The 21,503-nt window shown below is 57.2% G+C and carries 16 protein-coding genes and 2 rRNA genes; 6 read left to right on the forward strand and 12 right to left on the reverse strand.

Going from position 1 to position 21,503, the window contains the following annotated elements; genetic code table 11:
• Nucleotides 1-297 precede the first annotated feature (297 nt).
• Nucleotides 298-3,192 carry a ribonucleoside-diphosphate reductase subunit alpha gene (locus LOY43_RS21130; RefSeq protein WP_095051108.1) on the forward strand — a complete coding sequence of 965 codons (2,895 nt, stop codon included), beginning with the start codon at nucleotides 298-300 and terminating at the stop codon, nucleotides 3,190-3,192.
• Nucleotides 3,193-3,558: 366 nt separating this feature from the next.
• Here LOY43_RS21130 and flgE read toward each other — a convergent pair whose 3' ends face one another.
• The 6 genes from flgE to LOY43_RS21160 form a co-directional block, all read right to left on the reverse strand.
• Complete coding sequence (gene flgE / locus LOY43_RS21135) at nucleotides 3,559-4,875, reverse strand: flagellar hook protein FlgE (protein ID WP_095051109.1); 1,317 nt, start codon at nucleotides 4,873-4,875, stop codon at nucleotides 3,559-3,561.
• Between the two features lie 30 nt (nucleotides 4,876-4,905).
• Nucleotides 4,906-5,631: a flagellar hook assembly protein FlgD gene (gene flgD / locus LOY43_RS21140; protein ID WP_095051110.1), complete on the reverse strand. Its 726-nt coding sequence runs from the start codon at nucleotides 5,629-5,631 to the stop codon at nucleotides 4,906-4,908.
• A gap of 15 nt (nucleotides 5,632-5,646) precedes the next feature.
• Nucleotides 5,647-6,090, reverse strand: coding sequence for a flagellar basal body rod protein FlgC (flgC, locus tag LOY43_RS21145; RefSeq protein WP_003227217.1), 444 nt, complete (start codon nucleotides 6,088-6,090; stop codon nucleotides 5,647-5,649).
• A gap of 3 nt (nucleotides 6,091-6,093) precedes the next feature.
• Nucleotides 6,094-6,501 carry a flagellar basal body rod protein FlgB gene (gene flgB, locus LOY43_RS21150; protein WP_007917581.1) on the reverse strand — a complete coding sequence of 136 codons (408 nt, stop codon included), beginning with the start codon at nucleotides 6,499-6,501 and terminating at the stop codon, nucleotides 6,094-6,096.
• Nucleotides 6,502-6,876: 375 nt separating this feature from the next.
• Nucleotides 6,877-7,704, reverse strand: a complete 828-nt coding sequence (gene cheR / locus LOY43_RS21155) for a protein-glutamate O-methyltransferase CheR (RefSeq protein ID WP_016983976.1) — start codon at nucleotides 7,702-7,704, stop codon at nucleotides 6,877-6,879.
• A gap of 46 nt (nucleotides 7,705-7,750) precedes the next feature.
• Entirely contained in the window at nucleotides 7,751-8,683 is a 933-nt protein-coding gene (locus tag LOY43_RS21160) for a chemotaxis protein CheV (protein ID WP_007917585.1), read from the reverse strand.
• An 82-nt stretch (nucleotides 8,684-8,765) separates the two neighbouring features.
• On the opposite strand from LOY43_RS21160, the gene flgA reads away from it, so the two are divergent.
• From flgA to LOY43_RS21180, 4 genes are all read left to right on the forward strand, one after another.
• On the forward strand, nucleotides 8,766-9,527 hold the full coding sequence (flgA, locus tag LOY43_RS21165) for a flagellar basal body P-ring formation chaperone FlgA (RefSeq protein ID WP_026000512.1): 762 nt from the start codon (nucleotides 8,766-8,768) through the stop codon (nucleotides 9,525-9,527).
• 148 nt (nucleotides 9,528-9,675) lie between these two features.
• Nucleotides 9,676-10,002: a flagellar biosynthesis anti-sigma factor FlgM gene (gene flgM, locus LOY43_RS21170; RefSeq protein WP_077574151.1), complete on the forward strand. Its 327-nt coding sequence runs from the start codon at nucleotides 9,676-9,678 to the stop codon at nucleotides 10,000-10,002.
• A 48-nt stretch (nucleotides 10,003-10,050) separates the two neighbouring features.
• Nucleotides 10,051-10,518 (forward strand): flagella synthesis protein FlgN, encoded by a 468-nt coding sequence (locus tag LOY43_RS21175; protein WP_095051111.1) that lies wholly within the window; start codon nucleotides 10,051-10,053, stop codon nucleotides 10,516-10,518.
• A gap of 88 nt (nucleotides 10,519-10,606) precedes the next feature.
• Nucleotides 10,607-11,353 (forward strand): flagellar brake protein, encoded by a 747-nt coding sequence (locus LOY43_RS21180; protein ID WP_093442101.1) that lies wholly within the window; start codon nucleotides 10,607-10,609, stop codon nucleotides 11,351-11,353.
• Between the two features lie 72 nt (nucleotides 11,354-11,425).
• Here the strand turns inward: LOY43_RS21180 and LOY43_RS21185 are convergent, their stop codons facing one another.
• From LOY43_RS21185 to LOY43_RS21200, 4 genes are all read right to left on the reverse strand, one after another.
• Nucleotides 11,426-12,805, reverse strand: a complete 1,380-nt coding sequence (locus LOY43_RS21185; RefSeq protein ID WP_095051112.1) for an MFS transporter — start codon at nucleotides 12,803-12,805, stop codon at nucleotides 11,426-11,428.
• Between the two features lie 69 nt (nucleotides 12,806-12,874).
• Entirely contained in the window at nucleotides 12,875-14,116 is a 1,242-nt protein-coding gene (locus tag LOY43_RS21190; RefSeq protein WP_175559686.1) for a glutamine synthetase family protein, read from the reverse strand.
• Nucleotides 14,117-14,316: 200 nt separating this feature from the next.
• Complete coding sequence (locus LOY43_RS21195) at nucleotides 14,317-15,009, reverse strand: sensor histidine kinase KdpD (RefSeq protein ID WP_095125228.1); 693 nt, start codon at nucleotides 15,007-15,009, stop codon at nucleotides 14,317-14,319.
• The gene (locus LOY43_RS21200; protein ID WP_220556856.1) at nucleotides 15,006-16,610 is read right to left on the reverse strand and encodes a tetratricopeptide repeat-containing response regulator; all 1,605 of its coding nucleotides are present in this window, start codon (nucleotides 16,608-16,610) and stop codon (nucleotides 15,006-15,008) included. The genes LOY43_RS21195 and LOY43_RS21200 overlap by 4 nt, the downstream gene beginning before the upstream one ends.
• Nucleotides 16,611-16,820: 210 nt before the next feature.
• Between LOY43_RS21200 and LOY43_RS21205 the strand changes: the two genes are divergently transcribed.
• Nucleotides 16,821-18,176 carry a lysozyme inhibitor LprI family protein gene (locus tag LOY43_RS21205; protein ID WP_095051115.1) on the forward strand — a complete coding sequence of 452 codons (1,356 nt, stop codon included), beginning with the start codon at nucleotides 16,821-16,823 and terminating at the stop codon, nucleotides 18,174-18,176.
• Nucleotides 18,177-18,315: 139 nt separating this feature from the next.
• On the opposite strand, the gene rrf is transcribed toward LOY43_RS21205, so the two are convergent.
• A 5S ribosomal RNA gene (gene rrf / locus LOY43_RS21210) occupies nucleotides 18,316-18,431 on the reverse strand.
• A 151-nt stretch (nucleotides 18,432-18,582) separates the two neighbouring features.
• A 23S ribosomal RNA gene (locus LOY43_RS21215) occupies nucleotides 18,583-21,476 on the reverse strand.
• Nucleotides 21,477-21,503 lie beyond the last annotated feature (27 nt).

Genomic DNA, 21,503 nt, shown 5'->3' on the forward strand with positions numbered 1-21,503 from the left:
GTTGAACCCAGCAAGTTTTTCAAAGCCCAAACCGCACTTGCGGATGGCACCGTTTTTTACCTCGCAGCGGCGAGAACGGTACGGGTGTTGCAGTCATTACTGTCACCCGGGAAGGAATCCGGCTCGAGCCCTGGCTCGTAGCCAAAAACTTCGGCAAGGATGCGGCTTCATCAGCCTTTTTTCCTACTGTCCCGAAGTTGTTATACCCGACGCCCGTCGGCTGTAGTGCTTCTGGACAGAACGGTGGGCACCATGATGGTGCCCAAACAAACATAGAGAATGTGGAGACCACCCCCCATGCAAACCGACACAACTCGCGAGAACCCGCAGGGCACCTTGCCGCAGGCCGCTGATTCGAATTCGGATCTGGCAGCCACCGCGCCTGGTCAACTGCGCGTGATCAAGCGCAATGGCACTGTCGTTCCTTACACCGATGACAAGATCACCGTCGCTATCACCAAAGCGTTCCTCGCAGTTGAAGGCGGCACCGCTGCCGCTTCGTCGCGAATCCATGACACCGTTGCCCGCCTGACCGAACAGGTCACCGCGACCTTCAAGCGTCGCATGCCGTCGGGTGGCACCATCCACATCGAAGAAATCCAGGACCAGGTCGAACTGGCCCTGATGCGTGCCGGTGAGCAGAAAGTCGCTCGCGACTACGTGATCTACCGTGACGGTCGTTCGAAAGAACGTGCTGCCCACGCGCCGGCCGAAGAAGCGGTCAACGCTCACCCGTCGATCCGCATTACCCGTGCCGACGGCAGCCTGGCGCCGCTCGACATGGGCCGCCTGAACACCATCGTCACCGAGGCCTGCGAAGGTCTGGAAGAAGTCGACGGCGACCTGATCCAGCGCGAAACCCTGAAAAACCTGTACGACGGCGTGGCCCTGACCGACGTCAACACCGCCCTGGTGATGACCGCCCGTACCCTGGTCGAGCGTGAGCCGAACTACTCGTTCGTGACTGCCCGCCTGCTGATGGACACCCTGCGTGCCGAAGGTCTGGGTTTCCTCGGTGTGGCCGAAAGCGCCACTCACCACGAAATGGCCGACCTGTACGCCAAGGCACTGCCGGCTTACATCGCCAAAGGTATCGAGTTCGAACTGCTGAACCCTGTGCTGGCTTCCTTCGACCTGGAAAAACTGGGCAAGGCGATCAACCACGAGCGTGATCAGCAATTCACCTACCTGGGCCTGCAAACCCTGTACGACCGTTACTTCATCCACAAGGATGGCGTGCGTTTCGAACTGCCGCAGATCTTCTTCATGCGCGTGGCCATGGGCCTGGCGATCGAAGAGAAGCAGAAAGAAGACCGTGCGATCGAGTTCTACAACCTGCTGTCTTCCTTCGACTACATGTCGTCGACCCCGACCCTGTTCAACGCCGGTACCCTGCGTCCACAGCTGTCGAGCTGCTACCTGACCACCGTGCCGGATGACCTGTCGGGCATCTACCACGCGATCCACGACAACGCCATGTTGTCGAAATTCGCCGGTGGCCTGGGCAACGACTGGACGCCTGTTCGCGCTCTGGGTTCGTACATCAAGGGCACCAACGGCAAGTCGCAAGGCGTTGTGCCGTTCCTCAAAGTGGTGAACGACACCGCTGTAGCCGTTAACCAGGGTGGCAAGCGCAAAGGCGCTGTCTGTGCCTACCTGGAAACCTGGCACATGGACATCGAAGAGTTCATCGAACTGCGCAAGAACACCGGTGATGATCGTCGTCGTACCCACGACATGAACACCGCCAACTGGATCCCTGACCTGTTCATGAAGCGTGTTTTCGATGACGGCAAGTGGACCCTGTTCTCGCCATCCGAAGTACCGGACCTGCACGACCTGACCGGCAAAGCCTTCGAAGAGCGCTACGAGTACTACGAAGCGCTGACCGAATACCCAGGCAAGGTCAAACTGTTCAAGACCATCCAGGCCAAAGACCTGTGGCGCAAAATGCTCTCCATGCTGTTTGAAACCGGCCACCCATGGCTGACCTTCAAAGACCCGTGCAACCTGCGCAGCCCGCAGCAGCACGTCGGCGTGGTTCACAGCTCGAACCTGTGCACCGAAATCACCTTGAACACCAACAAGGACGAGATCGCCGTTTGCAACCTGGGCTCGATCAACCTGCCGAACCACATCGTTGACGGCAAGCTGGACACCGCCAAGCTGCAACGTACCGTGAACACCGCTGTACGCATGCTCGATAACGTGATCGACATCAACTACTACTCGGTGCCACAAGCGAAGAACTCCAACTTCAAGCACCGTCCGGTCGGTCTGGGCATCATGGGCTTCCAGGACGCGCTGTACCTGCAGCACATCCCTTACGGTTCCGACGCTGCCGTCGAGTTCGCCGACAAGTCGATGGAAGCGGTCAGCTACTACGCGATCCAGGCGTCCTGCGACCTGGCTGACGAGCGTGGCGCGTACGAGACATTCCAGGGTTCGCTGTGGTCCAAAGGCATCCTGCCGCTGGATTCGCAACAGATCCTGATCGAAGCCCGTGGCCAGAAGTACATCGATGTCGACCTGAACGAAACCCTCGACTGGGCACCGGTTCGCGCCCGTGTACAGAAAGGTATTCGTAACTCGAACATCATGGCCATCGCACCGACCGCGACCATCGCCAACATCACCGGCGTCTCGCAGTCGATCGAACCGACCTACCAGAACCTGTATGTGAAATCGAACCTGTCGGGCGAATTCACCGTGATCAACCCGTACCTGGTTCGCGACCTGAAAGCTCGCGGTCTGTGGGACTCGGTCATGATCAACGACCTGAAGTACTACGACGGTTCGGTTCAGCAGATCGAGCGCATCCCGCAAGAACTCAAAGAGCTTTATGCGACCGCGTTCGAAGTGGACACCAAGTGGATCGTTGACGCCGCCAGCCGTCGTCAGAAGTGGATCGACCAGGCCCAGTCGCTGAACCTGTACATCGCCGGCGCATCGGGCAAGAAGCTCGACGTGACCTACCGCATGGCCTGGTACCGTGGCCTGAAAACCACTTACTACCTCCGTGCCCTGGCCGCGACCAGCACCGAGAAGTCGACCATCAACACCGGCAAGCTGAACGCTGTTTCCAGCGGCGGCAACCACGGCGACGATTCGGTTCTGGCAGCACCTGCCGGTCCTGCTCCAGTGCCAAAGGCTTGCGCGATCGACGAGCCGGATTGCGAAGCTTGCCAATAAGCTGAGCTGAATCAGGCGTTGCGAGACGCCTGATTCTTCCAGGCAAAATAAAACCCCCGACAGACTTCTGGTGTGTCGGGGGTTTTCTTTTGGGCGCCGTTTACCTTCGGCAGCGCTTACAGAAGTTGAGTACATCTGGCAGAGGCTGCCTGGCTCTCAGGTCGCCTTCGCGAGCAAGCTCGCTCCCACAGTGGGATTGGGAGTGTGCAATCGGAGATTGGTCGGAGTGAGTCGCTGTAAGAGCGAACCGCCAGCCGCAGCACCCGAAACAACGGATATACACCCAATCAAAACATCCCCCCCCAAAAAAGCCCAACAAAAAAGCCCCTCAAAAGAGGGGCTTCCTTGCACAAGCAGATACCAGAATCAGGTCATCTGAATGATGGTCTGCATGATGGTGCTCTGAGTCGAGATGGTCTTGGCGTTCGCCTGATAGTTGCTCTGGCCCTTGATCAGGTCTACCAGCTCGTTGGTCAGGTTAACGTTCGACTCTTCCAGCGAGTTGGAAACCACCTCACCCAACGTACCGGTTTTCGGCGCATCGTAGCCTGGAATACCCGAAGCGAAAGTCTCCTTCCAGCTAGTGCCGCCGACTGCCTGCAAGCCTTGTTCGTTGGTGAAACTCGCCAGTGCGACCTGGCCAATAGCCTTGCTCTGGTTGTTGCTGAAGTTGGCGAACAGCGTACCGGTGCCGTCGATGGTCAGGTTGGTGATCTGGCCAGTGGCGTAACCATCCTGCGTCGGGATCGAACGCGCAGTGTCAGCGTTGTACTGGGTGGTCTGAGCCATCGAAATGGTGATACCTGCCGGGTTCGCGGCCGCACCATTAGCCTTGAACGTACCATTGACGACATTACCCGGCACCCAACCCGTGAGCTTCAGGTCACTGCTGATCACCGGGCCAGGCAGGGTGCTGACCTGCGTCAGCTTGCCAGCGGAGTCAAATGTCATGGTGGAAGGCACCGGCGCGGTGACTTTTGGATCACTGCCCGTTGCATCCGGGTTACGACCGTCCACCAGGGTATAGACCTTCCAGGTGTTGGCACCGGTTTTCACCACGTACTGATCCATGGGGTGCATGTTGCCCTGGCTGTCATAGATCGGCGTGCTGAACGATTTGGTGTAGGTCGCGAGGTTGCTCGGATCGAACTTGCCGGCGGCCACTGTGTCGTCGATCACTGGCGCAGTCGAGTTCAGGTTGATGGTCGAGGTCACCAGCGAGGTGGACTTAGGCGCCAGGTTTGAAGTGTCGATCTTGAGGTCGGTCAACACACCATTGACGATCTTACCGTTGGCATCCACACCATAACCTTGCAGACGCGAGGTGTAGTCGGTGTTGGTAATGTAACCGGCGTTGTCGACCTTGAACGTACCGGCACGGGTGTAGGACACCGAGCCATTGTTGCTCATGGTGAAGAAACCGGAACCGTTGATGCCCATGTCCAACACGTTGCCGGTGTTGTTGATGTCACCTTGGGTGAACTGCTGGGAAACGTTGGCCAGACGCACACCATTGCCGATCACTTTGCTGCCGCTGCCCAGGCGAGTCGACGAGTAAACGTCTTCGAATTCTGCACGGGACGATTTGAAACCGGCGGTCGCGACGTTGGCGATGTTGTTGCCGGTCACGTCCAGTTGTTTGTTGGCTGCATAGAGACCGCTAAGGCCGATATTGAAAGACATATTCCACTCCTTTGTGCCGGTTAGTCGGCTCTATATACCAATGGTTTGTACTTTGGACAGGGCAACGGTGCCCTTGCCGGACAGGTTGAGCATCAGCTCGCCGCCGGTCTGGCTGATCGTCACGCTGGTGACGGTGGCCGGCAGGTAGGTCGCCATGTCGGTCGAGGTGCCATTGATCGATGCGTTGGCCTTGACGGTATAGGTACCGGTCTTGACCAGATTGCCGTCCTTGTCCTTGCCGTCCCAGGTGAAGCTCGCGCTGCCTGCGGCGCGACTGCCCAGATCGATGGTGCGAACCACCGTGCCGCTGCTGTCGGTGATGCTGACGGTGCCGCCGGCAATCGACGACGGAACGGTGACCGAGCCGGTCATGCCTTTGCTCGGATCGTCGAGCTGAACCGAGTTGGTCTGCACGATCACATTGCGGCCCACCAGCGACGAAGCCTGCAACGCCTGCGAGGAGTTGTAGTTGCCGGCCAGCGAGCTGACAGTGCTGTTGAGGGTGGTGATCCCCTCAAGGCTGCTGAACTGTGCCAACTGCGCAACGAAGGCACTGTTGTCCTGCGGATCAAGCGGGTTCTGGTTTTTCAGCTGGGTGACCAGCAATTGCAGGAACGCATCCTTGCCCAGTGCCTGGCCGCCGGTGGCGCTGTTGGTCGCCGAAGCAATGCCACCGGTGGTCGAACTGGTCTTTTTCGACGAGTTCGCCAGGATGTCATTCATGCTCAGGCTGCTGGTGGTATCGGAAACACTCATGGCAGTCGCCCCTTATTACTGACCGAGGGTCAGTACCTTCTGCATCATGGTTTTGGCGGTGTTCATCATTTCGGCGTTGGTCTGGAACGAGCGGCTCGCGGAAATCATGTCAGCCATTTCTTCCACCACGTTGACGTTCGGGTAGTAGACGTAGCCTTTGGCGTCGGCCGCCGGATGGTTCGGCTCGTAGCGCGCTTCGAGGTTGCTCTGGTCTTCGACCACACCGAGCACCTGTACGCCCTGACCGGCCGCGTCCTGGCTCTGGAACAGTGAATTGCTGCCGCTGTTCTGGCCGCCCTGGAACATGGTGGCGAACACCGGGTGACGGGCGCGATAGGTCTGGTCGATGCTCGACGAGACGGTTTCGGCGTTGGCGATGTTCGACGCCACGGTGTTCAGACGCGTGGTTTGTGCGCTCATGCCGCTGCCGGCAATGTTGAAAACGCTGGACAGGGACATGGATTACTCTCCGCGCAGGGCTGACACCAGCCCTTTGAATTTGCTGTTGAGCAGGGTGAAGCTGGCCTGGAAGCCGACGGCGTTTTCCGCGTAGTTCGACTGTTCCAGTTGAGCGTCCACGGTGTTCTGGTCGATCGACGGTTGCATCGGCGTGCGATACATCAGCGATTCGTCGCCATTGCCCAGGCCTTCAGCTTCGATGTGACGGCTGTTGGTCATGTTCAGGGCGATGGTGCCGTTAGCGTTTTTCTGGGTCTGTGCTTCAAGCACTTTGGAGAAATCCAGATCCCGAGCCTTGTAGTTCGGGGTGTCGGCGTTGGCGATGTTGTTGGCCAGCACTTCGGCACGCTGGGCGCGGAAGCCCAATGCCTTTTCGTGAATGCCGAGCGCTTTATCGAAGCTGATGCTCATGTCGGGAACCTTCAGGTGACCGGTTTTTCGTAACTGAGCTTTAGCAAGCGCCGTGCCAAACGGCAAAACACCCATAAACCGGGGCTTTGCGGGGCATCGGCAAAGCGGCAATGCCAGAAAAGCGGCAACCGGTATCCGCCGGATGCCGCTTTTCTGCCGCTTGCCGTCCTTGCCAGGTCAACGCAGATCCCCTGTGGGAGCGAGCCTGCTCGCGAAGGCGGCGTGTCAGTCGCCAACTGTTTTACTGACAGACCGCTTTCGCGAGCAGGCTCGCTCCCACAGGGGGGGGTGTGGTGTTCGTGGGAAATAAAATAATTGGGGCATAAAAAAACGGGAGGCCTTAAGGCTTCCCGTTTTTTTGTATTACCGCTGCAATCATTTAGCCTGGTAAATAATCCCCGGGCTGCACTGCACCATCTGGTAATGATCCGGCAAACCGTTCAACGCTTCGGAAGCGCCAAGGAACAGATAACCGCCCGGCTTCAACGTGCTGTGAATGCGCAACAGGATGTCTTTCTTCACTTCGGCAGAGAAGTAGATCAACACGTTGCGGCAGAACACGATGTCGAACTTGCCCAGCGCGGCATAGCTGTCGAGCAGGTTGAACGAACGGAACTCTACCCGGTTCTTGATCGGCGCCTTGATCACCCAGCGGCCCGGCCCTTTCGGGTCGAAGTAACGCTGCAGGCGTTCCGGCGACAAACCACGACCGATGGCCAGACTGTCGTACTCGCCGGTCTTGCAGTTGGTCAGCATAAGGCCGGACAGATCAGTGGCAACAATCTGCACGCCCATCTTCAGTTGACCAAGGTTGGTCCGCTCGAACTCGTCGATCGACATCGACAGCGAGTACGGTTCCTGGCCCGACGAGCACGCCGCTGACCAGATCCGCAAGCGCTGGTTGGGGCTGGCCTTGATCGCTTCAGGCAGCACCTTGTTCTTCAAGACTTCAAACGGATAGGTGTCACGAAACCACAGGGTTTCGTTGGTCGTCATGGCATCGACCACCTGCTCGCGCAAACCGCTGCGCGGCTGGGTCTGGATGCGCTGAACCAGCTCACCCAGGGATTTGATGCCTTGCTGCTCCATCAGTTTGTTGAGACGGCTCGAGACCAGGTACTGCTTGTTTTCACCGAGCAGAATGCCACAGGCTTTTTCCAGGAAGACCCGGAACTGTTCGAAATCCAAATTACCCGTAGACAATGATGCCGCCTCTTAAATCGTGTTGACCGCCAGGAGCAAAACGCTCCTAGCTGATATCTGCTGCTTTGATCCGGTCGACTACCCGGGATGCGAGGTCATCAGGACGGAATTTGGCCAAAAAGTCATCTGCACCGACTTTCTTGACCATCGCCTGGTTGAATACCCCCGACAACGAAGTATGCAGGATGATATGAAGCTTTTGCATGCGTGCGTCGCCGCGGATTTCCGCCGTCAGGGTGTACCCGTCCATCTCCGGCATCTCGATGTCGGAAATCATCATCAGGAACTCTTCTTCCGGCTTCTTGCCCTCATCGACCAGCTTGCGCAGGTAATCCAGCGCCTGTTTGCCGTCGTTCAGCGCCACCACTTCGACCCCGATTGTCTGCAGACAACGCGTGACCTGCTTGCGCGCCACCGACGAGTCATCGACCGTCAAGACACGCAATGACAGTGCCTTGGTCTGGGTCTCGACATCGACCACGCCCACCGAAATCGCTTCCGGTGTCGGCGCAACTTCCGCCAGCACTTTCTCGACGTCGATGATTTCGACTAACTGATTGTCCACCCGAGTCACAGCGGTCAGGTAGTGATCGCGACCCGTGCCCTTGGGCGGTGGATGAATCTCTTCCCAGTTCATGTTGACGATGCGCTCCACCGAGCGGACCAGGAAACCCTGGGTCTTGGTGTTGTACTCCGTGATGATCACGAACGGGTTGTTCTTGTCCTTCAACGCTCCAGAACCGGTGGCCATTGCCAGATCAAGGATCGGAATGGTCGCCCCCCGGATATTTGCCACCCCGCACACGACAGGACTGGACTTGGGCATCAACGTCAGCGACGGGCACTGCAACACTTCCCGCACCTTGAACACGTTGATTCCGTAGAGCTGCTGACCGTCAAGACGGAACAACAACAGCTCCAGGCGATTCTGCCCCACCAGTTGCGTGCGCTGGTTCACCGAATCCATTACACCAGCCATGCCCAGACTCCTACACCAACGCCAAGTGTTGTTGCGACGCACATTCATTGCTAAACGGCACGGCGCTTGCTTTTTAACTCGTATGAACGCTCAAACGACATTTTTCCGACACCTGACCTCCCGCGCTCGCAAAAGCCTTTGCGCGATGTCCGCCGTCTGCTGCTTTTTCGCTGGCAGCCCTGCCATTGCTGATGCGGTTACCTTGCCTGACATGCTTATCGGCGTCACTCAGGGCTTTCTTGAGTTCACCGTAGAAGACTATCTGGCCACCAGTCAAACGGAAGGCCGCTACGAGATCGAAGTAAACCAGCTCGACCCCCGTATGCGCATGCCTATGTGCGACAAGGAATTGACAGCGACTTTGGAGAGTCCGGCACGTCCGCTGGGCCGGGTTACCGTGAAGGTCCGTTGTGAGGGCGCCTCGCCCTGGACTGTGTTCGTGCCCGCTCAAGTCCGCCTGTTTCGCGAGATTGTGACAACCACCCGACCGCTGAAACGTGCAGGGATCATCGAACCACAGGACGTGACCCTGCGTGAACGCGACGTGAGCACGATCAACCAAGGCTTTCTGACCTCGGTAGACGAAGCGATCGGGCAGAAATTAACCCGACCAACGGTAGCCGATCAGGTCATTACTCTGGTCCATCTGGAACAGGCGGAAGTCATTCGCAAGGGTGATCAAGTGGTCATCACTGCCCGCAGCGGCACACTCGCCGTGCGCATGCCCGGTGAAGCGCTGGCCAATGGCGGTTTGAAAGAACAGATCCGGGTGAAAAACCTCAACTCGCAAAGGGTCATCAAGGCGCAAGTCACCGCGCCCGGCCAAGTGGAAGTGGCGATGTAGAAAACTGGCGCTGACCCCGGCTGTTCCCTAAACTGTGCCGCAGCAGGACACGCGCCGGCGCATGCAAGGCTCATTGTAAATGTGCCTAAAGTTTTCCAGGGGATGGCCGAAAACATGGCAAGCGTCCAAATTCCCAGAGGTTTTTATCATGGTCATCGATTTCAGCCGTTTGAACAGCTCCTCGTCACTTACGGGCAGTACACGTACCAGCAACGCCAAGGAAACCGCCGAAACCGGTACCTCCGCGCCGCTGAATACCCAGGCCGAACCGGCCAGTACCGCAAAAAGCGGGGAATCGGTACACCTCAGCAATGAGGCTCAACAGTTGCAGAAGGTCACTGACAAGCTGCGCGATCAACCTGCTGTCGACAAAGCCCGTGTGGCCGAGTTGAAAGCCGCGATTGCCGATGGCAGCTATAAAGTCGACAGCAACCGTGTAGCCAGCAAACTGCTCAACTTCGAAGCCCAGCGCTAGGCTTTTGCCGGCGCCAGGCTTTTGGACGCTTAAAACCCAAGGCCAGCCATGCACGACACTAATTTATTGCAATTGATCAACGACGACTTTGCTCCAGCTCAACAATTGCTGGAGTTGCTGCAAACCGAATCCCTCGCGTTGCACGGTCGCGACATGCCCTTGCTGGAAGAAATTCTGGCGCATAAACAGGCATTGATCATTCTGCTTGAACAGCATGGCCGCAAACGCAGCGAAATCCTCGCCAGCCTCAACTTGCCGACAGACCGCAGCGGTCTGGAGCAACTGGCTGGCCAGTCGAGCATTGGCGAGCAGTTGTTGGCGCAAGGCGATGCATTGACCGATCTGATCGCTCAATGCCAGGCCGCCAACGTCAAGAACGGCCAGTCGATCCAGATCCAGCAGGCCGCCACGGCCAATCAGCTGAAGATCCTCACCGGCGGTGAAGCGCCGGCGCTGTATAACGCCAGCGGTACATTTGCCAAACCCGCCACACCGCGTCCGCTCAGCCAGGCATGAGCCGTTGATGCGCCAGCTCTATCAACCCGCGAAACATGCTGGCAAAATGCTGGCTAGTCGTCATATTTTGTCTGGAGATTGATAAACCGTGTCCAACGCCCTCAGCGCGGATGATGCTCCGCAGCCCCCTAAGGTGCTTACCACGCCACTGGAAATCTCCAGCAACCTGCGCCAGCTGCAAGAAAGCCACGATCCGCTGATCATCACCTTTCATGAGCGCAGCCAGCGCTTCCAGAGCTATCTGATCAAAGTCGACCGCGACAGCGCTACGATCGCACTGGACGAGATGATCCCGCGTGATGGCGAACGCTTCCTGCAGGCCGGTGAGCCATTCAAGGTTGAAGGTTTTCATGAAGGCGTGCGCATCGCCTGGGAATGCACCGGCACGCTGAATATCGAAGAATCCGAGGGTGATCGTTTCTACACCGGCGCACTGCCGACTGAAGTGGTTTACCACCAGCGCCGCAATGCCTTCCGTGCGGCACTAAAACTGACCGATCTGGTCAGCGTTGAACTGGGCGGCGAAAAACTCAAGGCGCCAATCAACGGCAAACTGCTGGATATCTCCGCGACCGGCTGCAAGCTGCGTTTCGAAGGTGATATCACCGACCGCCTGCAATTGGGCCAGGTTTATGACCGCTTGATCGCCCCGCCGCTGTTCGGCAACCAGCCGATCTCCGTCGAATTGCGCTATCTGCATTTCGAAGAAAAACTCAACATCACCTTTGCCGGTCTGCGTTTCCACAACATCAGTGGCCAGGCTGCGCGCAACGTTGAGCGTTTCGTGTATCAGTTGCAACGTGAAGCACGCCGTTTCGACAAAGACGATCTCTGATTCGCACGGCCAATAAAAAGGGCAGTCCTTGGCGGGACTGCCCTTTTTTATGCGCGATGTTTTTTGTTCAGTTCAGGGTCTACCGCCGCTGAGATCAGGCGCGGGTTTATCGGTATCCGATTCGACTTCTGCCGCAGGCTCTGACGGAGTATCAGCTTCAGGCTCGGGACTTGCCGGCGTCTGCACCGGATCCTGCACCATCTGCTCCTGCACCACCTGCTCGTCTACCCGAGGATCGAGGGCCGCCACCAGCGGTGAGCTGGACATGCTGTCCGGCATGGCCACGTGATGCAGCGGCGCGTCGTCGACCTGATGCAGATTGGTCACCGCTTTCGGCCGGATCCGCCACACCAGCACCAACGCGAAGAAGCTGAAGAACGCATACAGGCTCTGGCTGCCAAACAGCTTCATCAACACGCCCGCAAGCAACGGTCCGATGCTCGCACCGACACCATAAGTCACCAGCAGCATCGCGGTCAGCGACACGCGACGATCGCCTTCGACGTGGTCGTTGGAGAATGCCACTGCCAGTGGGTACAGACAGAACTGCACCAGTGAACACAGGAAACCAACCCCGAACAACACCTCCAGCGGAACCTGCGGCAGCACGGCCAACGGCAACGCCGCCACCGCCAAAAACCCGGCAAAGCAGCGAATCAGCAGCGCCCGGTCATAACGATCGGACAACCAGCCCAACGGCCACTGCACCAATAAACCGGCAAAGATGCAGCTACCCATGAACAGACCAACCTGCTCGGTCGATAGCCCTTGTTGCGAGGCGTACAGCGGTGCCAGACCGTAAAACGAACCGATGATTAAACCGGCACCCAGCACCGTACTCAACGACTGCGGTACGCGCTTGATAAAGAAGCGTGGCTCCATCGGCGCCGGATGCAGTGGCGCCGGGTGAATCCGCCGCGTCAATGCCACGGGCACCAGACACAGGGCGAAACACAGCGCGACCAGCATTAGCAGTTCCAGCCCCAGGCCCGGATGCATGACCAGAATCAGTTGGCCGAGGACCAGGCCCAGGTACGAAGCGATCATGTAGCCGCTGAACACCAGGCCACGCTGATTGGCGTCCGCCTGTTCGTTGAGCCAGCTCTCGATCACCATGTATTGGCACATCATGCCCAGACCGACGATGGTCCGCAGCACCAGCCACGCCGGCAGCCAATCGACCAGACCGTGGCCAAGCACCGCCGCCCCGACGATCCCGGCACAGGCCGAATAAGCACGGATGTGCCCGACCCGGGCAATCAGTCGGTGACCGATCTTGCCGCCCAGCACCAGACCGAAATAGTTGGCCGCCATCAGCGCGCCGACCCAGAGGCCGTCGACATTGTCAGCGGCCAGACGCAATGCCAGATAAGTGGATAGAAGGCCCGAGCCGATCAACATCATCAGCGAGGCGAAATACAGTGCTCGAAAGGATTTCCAGATTTGGCGCATCGGCGTTCCGAGCGGCTCCTTGCAGTAGATATCGGGCTACCAGAACGATAGCCCGATGGCGGCGGTACGTCAGGCCTGGGCTGCTAGAACACGTCGTTCCCAGGGAGTGATTTCATCAAAGAAGCTGGTCAACTCCATGGTCTTCGAAGCGATGTAGCCTTCGATGAACTCCTGTCCGAACAGTTCCCTCGCCAATTGGCTACGTTTCAGACGTTCGAGCGCGGCGTGCAAGGTACACGGCAGCGCAAGATTGTCCGGCACCGCGAACTCGCCCTGAATCGCTTCGCTCGGTTCCAGCTCATTCTCGATCCCGTGCAAACCGGCAGCCAGACTGGCGGCGATCGCCAGATACGGATTCGCATCGGCGCCCGGCAAACGGTTTTCCACCCGGCGGGCAACCGGCGAACTGGCCGGAATTCGCAGGCCGGCCGCCCGATTGTCGTGCGACCAGCAGGCGTTGTTCGGTGATGCGTACGGATGGCACAGGCGCTGATAGGAATTCACATTAGGTGCAAACAGTGCGGTGAAATCGGCCATGCCCGCCTGCTGGCCACCGATGAAGTGGCGAAACATCGCGGTTGGCTCGCCGTGCGCATCACTGAAGACATTCTTGCCGCTAGCGGTCTCGACGATGCTCTGATGAATGTGCATCGAACTGCCTGGCGTGTGTGCCAGCGGCTTGGCCATGCACACCACGGTCAGGCCGTGCTTGAGCGCGACTTCCTTGAGCAGGTGCTTGAACAGGAACGTCTGATCGGCCAGCAGCAGTGGATCACCGTGCAGCAGATTGATCTCGAACTGGCTGACGCCCATCTCGTGCATGAAGGTATCGCGCGGCAGACCGAGTGCCGCCATGCACTTATAGACTTCGTTGAAGAACGGCCGCAGACCGTTATTGGAACTGACGCTGAACGCCGATTGGCCATCCTCGCGACGCCCGTCAAGGCCTACTGGCGGACGGAACGGCTGGGTCGGATCGGTATTCGGCGCGAAGACAAAGAATTCCAGCTCGGTCGCCACCACCGGCGCCAGGCCGCGCGCGGCATAACGGGCAATGACTTTCTTGAGCTGACCGCGAGTCGACAGGTTGGAGCTCTCGCCGCTCAACTCATCGGCATCGCAAATCGCCAGGGCACGCGGGTCGTCACTCCATGGCAAACGATGGATCTGGGTCGGGTCAGCAATCAGGGCGAGATCGCCGTCGTCGCTGCCGTAAAACCGTGCTGCCGGGTAACCACCCATGATGCATTGCAACAGCACGCCACGGGCCAGTTGCAGACGCCGCCCTTCGAGGAAACCCTCAGCGGTCATCACTTTGCCGCGCGGCACGCCATTCAAATCCGGCGTAACACACTCAATCTCATCAATGCCGGTCAATCGCTGCGCGAGTGAACGCTGGCCATCGGTTGTCATGACGCAATCCTTGTTATTGTGCGAGCCGCGAACGGCGACCCGCACAAAATAGGCTCCGGCTGTTCGGAATATCAAGCAGCGTCAAACAAAAACCTGTGTCACGGCAGATATAGGCTGAACACCCCGCCGCCAAGCGGTCCGCCGTTGCGGATTTCGGTGCGTCCTTCGACACCATTGCGCTGATGCAGCGCCGCGATACGATTGGCGAAATACAAACCGAGCCCGGTGCTGCCACTGCTGTGATTGATGCCCTGTACATAATCGGCCTGGCGCTCGAGCATCTCGGCCGGATAACCGTCGCCGTCGTCGTTGATACTCAGCACCAGTTGCCCGGCCTCGTCACTGACGGTGATCAGCAGCGATTCGCGGGCGTAACGAATGGCGTTATTGATGCAGTTGCCCAGCACCGAAGCAATCAGCTCACGGTCGAAGAAGCCCAACGGGCTCAGCGGATCGACTTCATAGGTGGCGATGATCCCGCGACTGGCAAACACCTCCTGATGCGCCGCCAGTTGCGCCTCGATAAAGTCATCGAGTTCGTGATAGGCCGGTTGCAGCGGCATCTGGTTGACGCCGAGCTTGTACAGCCCGAGCAGTTGCACCAGCATGCCGTTGAGATGGGCAAACTCGAAGTCGATCACGCCTTGCTCCGCGCCTAGCCGTTGCGCCTCAGGCAACCGCGCCAGCCATTCGCTGTGGGCCTGCATGAGCATGGCCAGCGAGTTCTTCATGTCGTGGACGGTGGAGGCGATCACCGTAGAAAAATCCAGAGCTTGCTCGTCGTGGTTCATTCGCCAAACGCCTTGCTTTTCAGCTTCTGATAACGCGCAAAACGCGCGTCGGTGTCGGGCATCAGGCCAACCATTTTCAGGCAGGCCCGACATTCTTCCAGTTCCGCCGACGGCACACTGGTGTCGGTGCCGTGGAGCAGCGACTGGGCCATGTTCAGCGCAATACTGATGTTCTTCGGTTGCATCTTCAGCGCCTTGCGGAACACATCACGGGCCTCCACCAGGTTGCCGGTCTTGTACACGCGCACGCCCTGACGGTTGAGGTCAGCAGCGGCGTTGCTGGAACTGAGGATAGTCGGGTCATCAGTGAGCTTGGCGATGTCTTTCATTACTGCCGGATCGTCACCGTAGATCTCCGCGCAGCTCTTGAGCATCGAGGTGCCCGCCTCGGCCTGTCCGAGCATCTGCAATTGCTTGGCGACCAACAGCGCAGCTTCCGGACTCATGAACTGCTCCATGCCGTCGAGGCGCATCAGCGCTTGCTCGGTGAGCTTGTCAGCGGTCTCGGCATCGTTGAGCAGCAGGCTGGTGGCTTTCATCAGACGCGCGCGAATCTGCAGGCCGGGGTCGCTCGGGTTTTCTTTGGCCACCGCACTGAGCGTGGTGTTGATCTCCAGGCGTGTGCGCGTGTCGAGCCCGCGCTCACTGCCTTTGCTGATCAGCGCGTGAGCCAGGCCGAGATTACTTTCCGGATCCTTGAAGCGCGACTGCGCGCCTTGCGCTACGGCCTGACGATAGGCGCGGGACGCGGTGTCGAAGTCTTCGTTGGCCATCGCCAGTTTGCCCAGCAACGCCTGCCGACGCACCGCCAAGGGAGACAGGCGAATCGCCTCCTCCAGCACCCGTTGCGCACCTTTGCTATCGCCTTCGGCGACCAGTACATCGGCCATGCCGTCGTACAGCGCCGGCATCATCGGGAACACCTTCAGGGCCTTTTCATAAACGCCCTTGGCTTGCGCCACTTGGCCACGCTTGAACAGCAATTTGCCAAGTCCGGCAAATGCCCATGGCAACGGCCGGTCAGCAATGATGCTGTCATAGAGTCGTTCCAGCGCTTCGTTCTGATTCATCTCGCGCAGCGCATCGGCGCGATAACGCAGGCACAGCGGTGAATAGCGAATGTCCTGCTTGCACAGGGCGATGCAGGCGTTAAGCACCTCGACCGGCTTGCCGCGATCGAGGGCTTGTAGAATCGGTTTGAGCAACGTCTTGCGCTGTTCCAGACGCTCCAGGCGCTGGGCCAGGCCGGAGCGGTTGAACGGCTTGGTCAGGTACGCATCCGGTTCGTGCTCCAGAGCACTGAGCACCATCGCCTGACTGGTCTCGGCCGTCACCATGACAAACACCGCTTCATGGCTGATGAGCTTTTCCGACATCAGATCTTCGAGCACCTGCTGGCCGTTCTTCTTGCCATCGCCGAGATGGAAATCCTGCAGGATGAAATCGTAGGACTTCTGCGCGCACATCTTCAGCGCCTGCTCACCGGTATCGGCCGTGTCGACGTCCTTGACCCCGAGCTCACGCAGCATCGAACGCACGGAACTGCGGAAATCCGAGAAATCATCGACGATCAGAAAACTTTTTTGGTGATACGACAGCATCGAAGATTTCCAGGCAATTGAAGTGAGGGCAATTTCAGGCGCGCAGATGATAGCTGGCGGCAAAATGCTATCAAGCGATTTCGCGCGACTTTTAAGTCACCGAATGGGTTATCGGCCAGAAGTGCGGTTCCCTGAAGCCAGCGCTTCAAGATTCCTCTGCGAGCATTTACCCTGCGCGCCAAGACAACTTCCCACTACAAGGCTTACATCGTGTACATCAAAGGACGCTACATCGTGTCCGCTTGCGCTCTGCTGTTTGTTCAGCAGGCAATGGCGGCTGGAATGGATTGCACAAAAGCGGCGAATGCCGCCGAAAACACTGTTTGCGCGGGCAAAGGACTTTATGAACAAGATGTACAGATGGGCTCTGTTTATCGAGCATTAATAAAGGCGTCCGCCCAGGTACAGCCCGAACTGAAACGTACTCAACGACTGTGGTTAAAGGCTCGCAATGAATGCGCCGACGATGTCTCGTGCCTGAATCAGCGTTATGACGAGCGCCTGAAAGTCCTTCAGGCACTGTTGACGGACGCGCTTGCCTACCCACCGGATGACCTCGATACGCAAGTGATGCATGAACTGAGCAACAGCATTCAAGCAGCGAGCAAGGATAATCCGGAGTTTGCCCTGGAGCGTACGCTTGAAGCCTTTGGCATCCGCGCGGGCAAGACCTCGTTCTCTGGAGACGTCGACAAGGATGATCCAAGCGACACGCACTTTCCGAAATCGAAGCCCGCAGGTCTCACGCCAGACGAGTGGCAGGCGCTGAGGACGTCGGACATTTCCGGCGCTGCCGATTTCGGTCACTCCACGTACACCCTGCTGGACATGGACGACGATGGTCAGCGCGACCTTATCGTCGATACCTACACCGGCGGCACAGGTCTGTTTACCTACACGGAGACCTGGCGGCGAACCGGCGAGCGTTTCATCAAGAGAAGCCCGGCCGCGGAAAGTTCGTTGTTCCACACCAATGACCGCGGCGCCAACCAATCAGCAAAATGGATAAGTATCCGTGGAAAAGTGTATGCGGCTTATCGCAGTGGTGCCTACGGAGTTGATCAGCTTTACTTGCTAAACCCGCTCAGAATCAACAATCGGGTACCGACGATAGCGGTTCATTACCGTTACGACCTGAAGGTGCCCACCCTTCAACATAAGGAAGACGGCACCACCACTTACGAGTTGGAGCCCGCTCTGCAACAGACACTTGACCGGGCGATAAGCAAAGCGACGCAGGCGGGAGAAGTCAGTTCAGCGAACACGCCGCTCTGCCCTGTCCCGGCCAGTGGCGCAGGAGAAAACGACTATTACAGCTATGGCATGGCGCCCTACACCCTCGAAGTTGTCACGAATCTGGGGGTTGTCATTGGCAATGATTGTTATATCGGCGCGTTGATCAACTGGTTCGGCAGCTACTACGAAAAGGAAGGATTGTCGGCACAACTGGTATTGCGCAAACCGGATGCCGAAGCCACTGGGCTTAGTTATGACGTGAATGGCAAACGCCATGTCAGCGCCGTGAGCGCAGCACTGGGTAAAGTTGAAACGGACGACGGCGCGTAGCATGACTTCTCGCGCTCAAGGTTAGCGACGGTTGGGGCAGGTAATACGTTGGTGAACGTATTACCTGTCGCGAGCTGAAACTTTCCTGCGGGCAAAACAAAACCCCAACTGCTTTCGCAATTGGGGTTTCGGAATTTAATCTTGACGATGACCTACTCTCACATGGGGAAACCCCACACTACCATCGGCGATGCATCGTTTCACTGCTGAGTTCGGGATGGGATCAGGTGGTTCCAACGCTCTATGGTCGTCAAGAAATTCGGGTACTGAGTCGTGGCCAAATGGCCTCGCTTCAGCAAATTGGGTATGTGATAGCTTTCGGTGTTTGTGAACATCGAACTTTCGGTTCGTTTCGTCTTCACACACCGCAATCTGGTCTCTTCGACGCAAATTGCTTGGGTGTTATATGGTCAAGCCTCACGGGCAATTAGTATTGGTTAGCTCAACGCCTCACAGCGCTTACACACCCAACCTATCAACGTCGTAGTCTTCGACGGCCCTTCAGGGAACTCAAGGTTCCAGTGAGATCTCATCTTGAGGCAAGTTTCCCGCTTAGATGCTTTCAGCGGTTATCTTTCCCGAACATAGCTACCCGGCAATGCCACTGGCGTGACAACCGGAACACCAGAGGTTCGTCCACTCCGGTCCTCTCGTACTAGGAGCAGCCCCTCTCAAATCTCAAACGTCCACGGCAGATAGGGACCGAACTGTCTCACGACGTTCTAAACCCAGCTCGCGTACCACTTTAAATGGCGAACAGCCATACCCTTGGGACCGGCTTCAGCCCCAGGATGTGATGAGCCGACATCGAGGTGCCAAACACCGCCGTCGATATGAACTCTTGGGCGGTATCAGCCTGTTATCCCCGGAGTACCTTTTATCCGTTGAGCGATGGCCCTTCCATACAGAACCACCGGATCACTAAGACCTACTTTCGTACCTGCTCGACGTGTCTGTCTCGCAGTCAAGCGCGCTTTTGCCTTTATACTCTACGACCGATTTCCGACCGGTCTGAGCGCACCTTCGTACTCCTCCGTTACTCTTTAGGAGGAGACCGCCCCAGTCAAACTACCCACCATACACTGTCCTCGATCCGGATAACGGACCTGAGTTAGAACCTCAAAGTTGCCAGGGTGGTATTTCAAGGATGGCTCCACGCGAACTGGCGTCCACGCTTCAAAGCCTCCCACCTATCCTACACAAGCAAATTCAAAGTCCAGTGCAAAGCTATAGTAAAGGTTCACGGGGTCTTTCCGTCTAGCCGCGGATACACTGCATCTTCACAGCGATTTCAATTTCACTGAGTCTCGGGTGGAGACAGCGCCGCCATCGTTACGCCATTCGTGCAGGTCGGAACTTACCCGACAAGGAATTTCGCTACCTTAGGACCGTTATAGTTACGGCCGCCGTTTACCGGGGCTTCGATCAAGAGCTTCGCGTTAGCTAACCCCATCAATTAACCTTCCGGCACCGGGCAGGCGTCACACCCTATACGTCCACTTTCGTGTTTGCAGAGTGCTGTGTTTTTAATAAACAGTCGCAGCGGCCTGGTATCTTCGACCGGCATGAGCTTACGGAGCAAGTCCTTCACCCTCACCGGCGCACCTTCTCCCGAAGTTACGGTGCCATTTTGCCTAGTTCCTTCACCCGAGTTCTCTCAAGCGCCTTGGTATTCTCTACCCAACCACCTGTGTCGGTTTGGGGTACGGTTCCTGGTTACCTGAAGCTTAGAAGCTTTTCTTGGAAGCATGGCATCAACCACTTCGTGTTCTAAAAGAACACTCGTCATCAGCTCTCGGCCTTAAGATCCCGGATTTACCTAAGATCTCAGCCTACCACCTTAAACTTGGACAACCAACGCCAAGCTGGCCTAGCCTTCTCCGTCCCTCCATCGCAATAACCAGAAGTACAGGAATATTAACCTGTTTTCCATCGACTACGCTTTTCAGCCTCGCCTTAGGGACCGACTAACCCTGCGTCGATTAACGTTGCGCAGGAAACCTTGGTCTTTCGGCGTGGGTGTTTTTCACACCCATTGTCGTTACTCATGTCAGCATTCGCACTTCTGATACCTCCAGCAAGCTTCTCAACTCACCTTCACAGGCTTACAGAACGCTCCTCTACCGCATCACCCGAAGGTGATACCCGTAGCTTCGGTGTATGGTTTGAGCCCCGTTACATCTTCCGCGCAGGCCGACTCGACTAGTGAGCTATTACGCTTTCTTTAAAGGGTGGCTGCTTCTAAGCCAACCTCCTAGCTGTCTAAGCCTTCCCACATCGTTTCCCACTTAACCATAACTTTGGGACCTTAGCTGACGGTCTGGGTTGTTTCCCTTTTCACGACGGACGTTAGCACCCGCCGTGTGTCTCCCATGCTCGGCACTTGTAGGTATTCGGAGTTTGCATCGGTTTGGTAAGTCGGGATGACCCCCTAGCCGAAACAGTGCTCTACCCCCTACAGTGATACATGAGGCGCTACCTAAATAGCTTTCGAGGAGAACCAGCTATCTCCGAGCTTGATTAGCCTTTCACTCCGATCCACAGGTCATCCGCTAACTTTTCAACGGTAGTCGGTTCGGTCCTCCAGTTAGTGTTACCCAACCTTCAACCTGCCCATGGATAGATCGCCCGGTTTCGGGTCTATTCCCAGCGACTAGACGCCCTATTAAGACTCGCTTTCGCTACGCCTCCCCTATTCGGTTAAGCTCGCCACTGAAAATAAGTCGCTGACCCATTATACAAAAGGTACGCAGTCACCCAACAAAGTGGGCTCCCACTGCTTGTACGCATACGGTTTCAGGATCTATTTCACTCCCCTCTCCGGGGTTCTTTTCGCCTTTCCCTCACGGTACTAGTTCACTATCGGTCAGTCAGTAGTATTTAGCCTTGGAGGATGGTCCCCCCATATTCAGACAAAGTTTCTCGTGCTCCGTCCTACTCGATTTCATGACTAAGAGATTTTCGCGTACAGGGCTATCACCCACTATGGCCGCACTTTCCAGAGCGTTCCGCTAATCTCAAAGCCACTTAAGGGCTAGTCCCCGTTCGCTCGCCACTACTAAGGGAATCTCGGTTGATTTCTTTTCCTCAGGGTACTTAGATGTTTCAGTTCCCCTGGTTCGCCTCTTGCACCTATGTATTCAGTACAAGATAACCATCTTATGATGGCTGGGTTCCCCCATTCAGACATCTCCGGATCAAAGTCTGTTTGCCGACTCCCCGAAGCTTTTCGCAGGCTACCACGTCTTTCATCGCCTCTGACTGCCAAGGCATCCACCGTATGCGCTTCTTCACTTGACCATATAACCCCAAGCAATCTGGTTATAC

Origin of the sequence: Pseudomonas sp. B21-041 (assembly GCF_024748675.1) — a bacterium.
In the GTDB taxonomy this organism is placed as follows: Bacteria; Pseudomonadota; Gammaproteobacteria; order Pseudomonadales; family Pseudomonadaceae; genus Aquipseudomonas; species Aquipseudomonas neuropathica.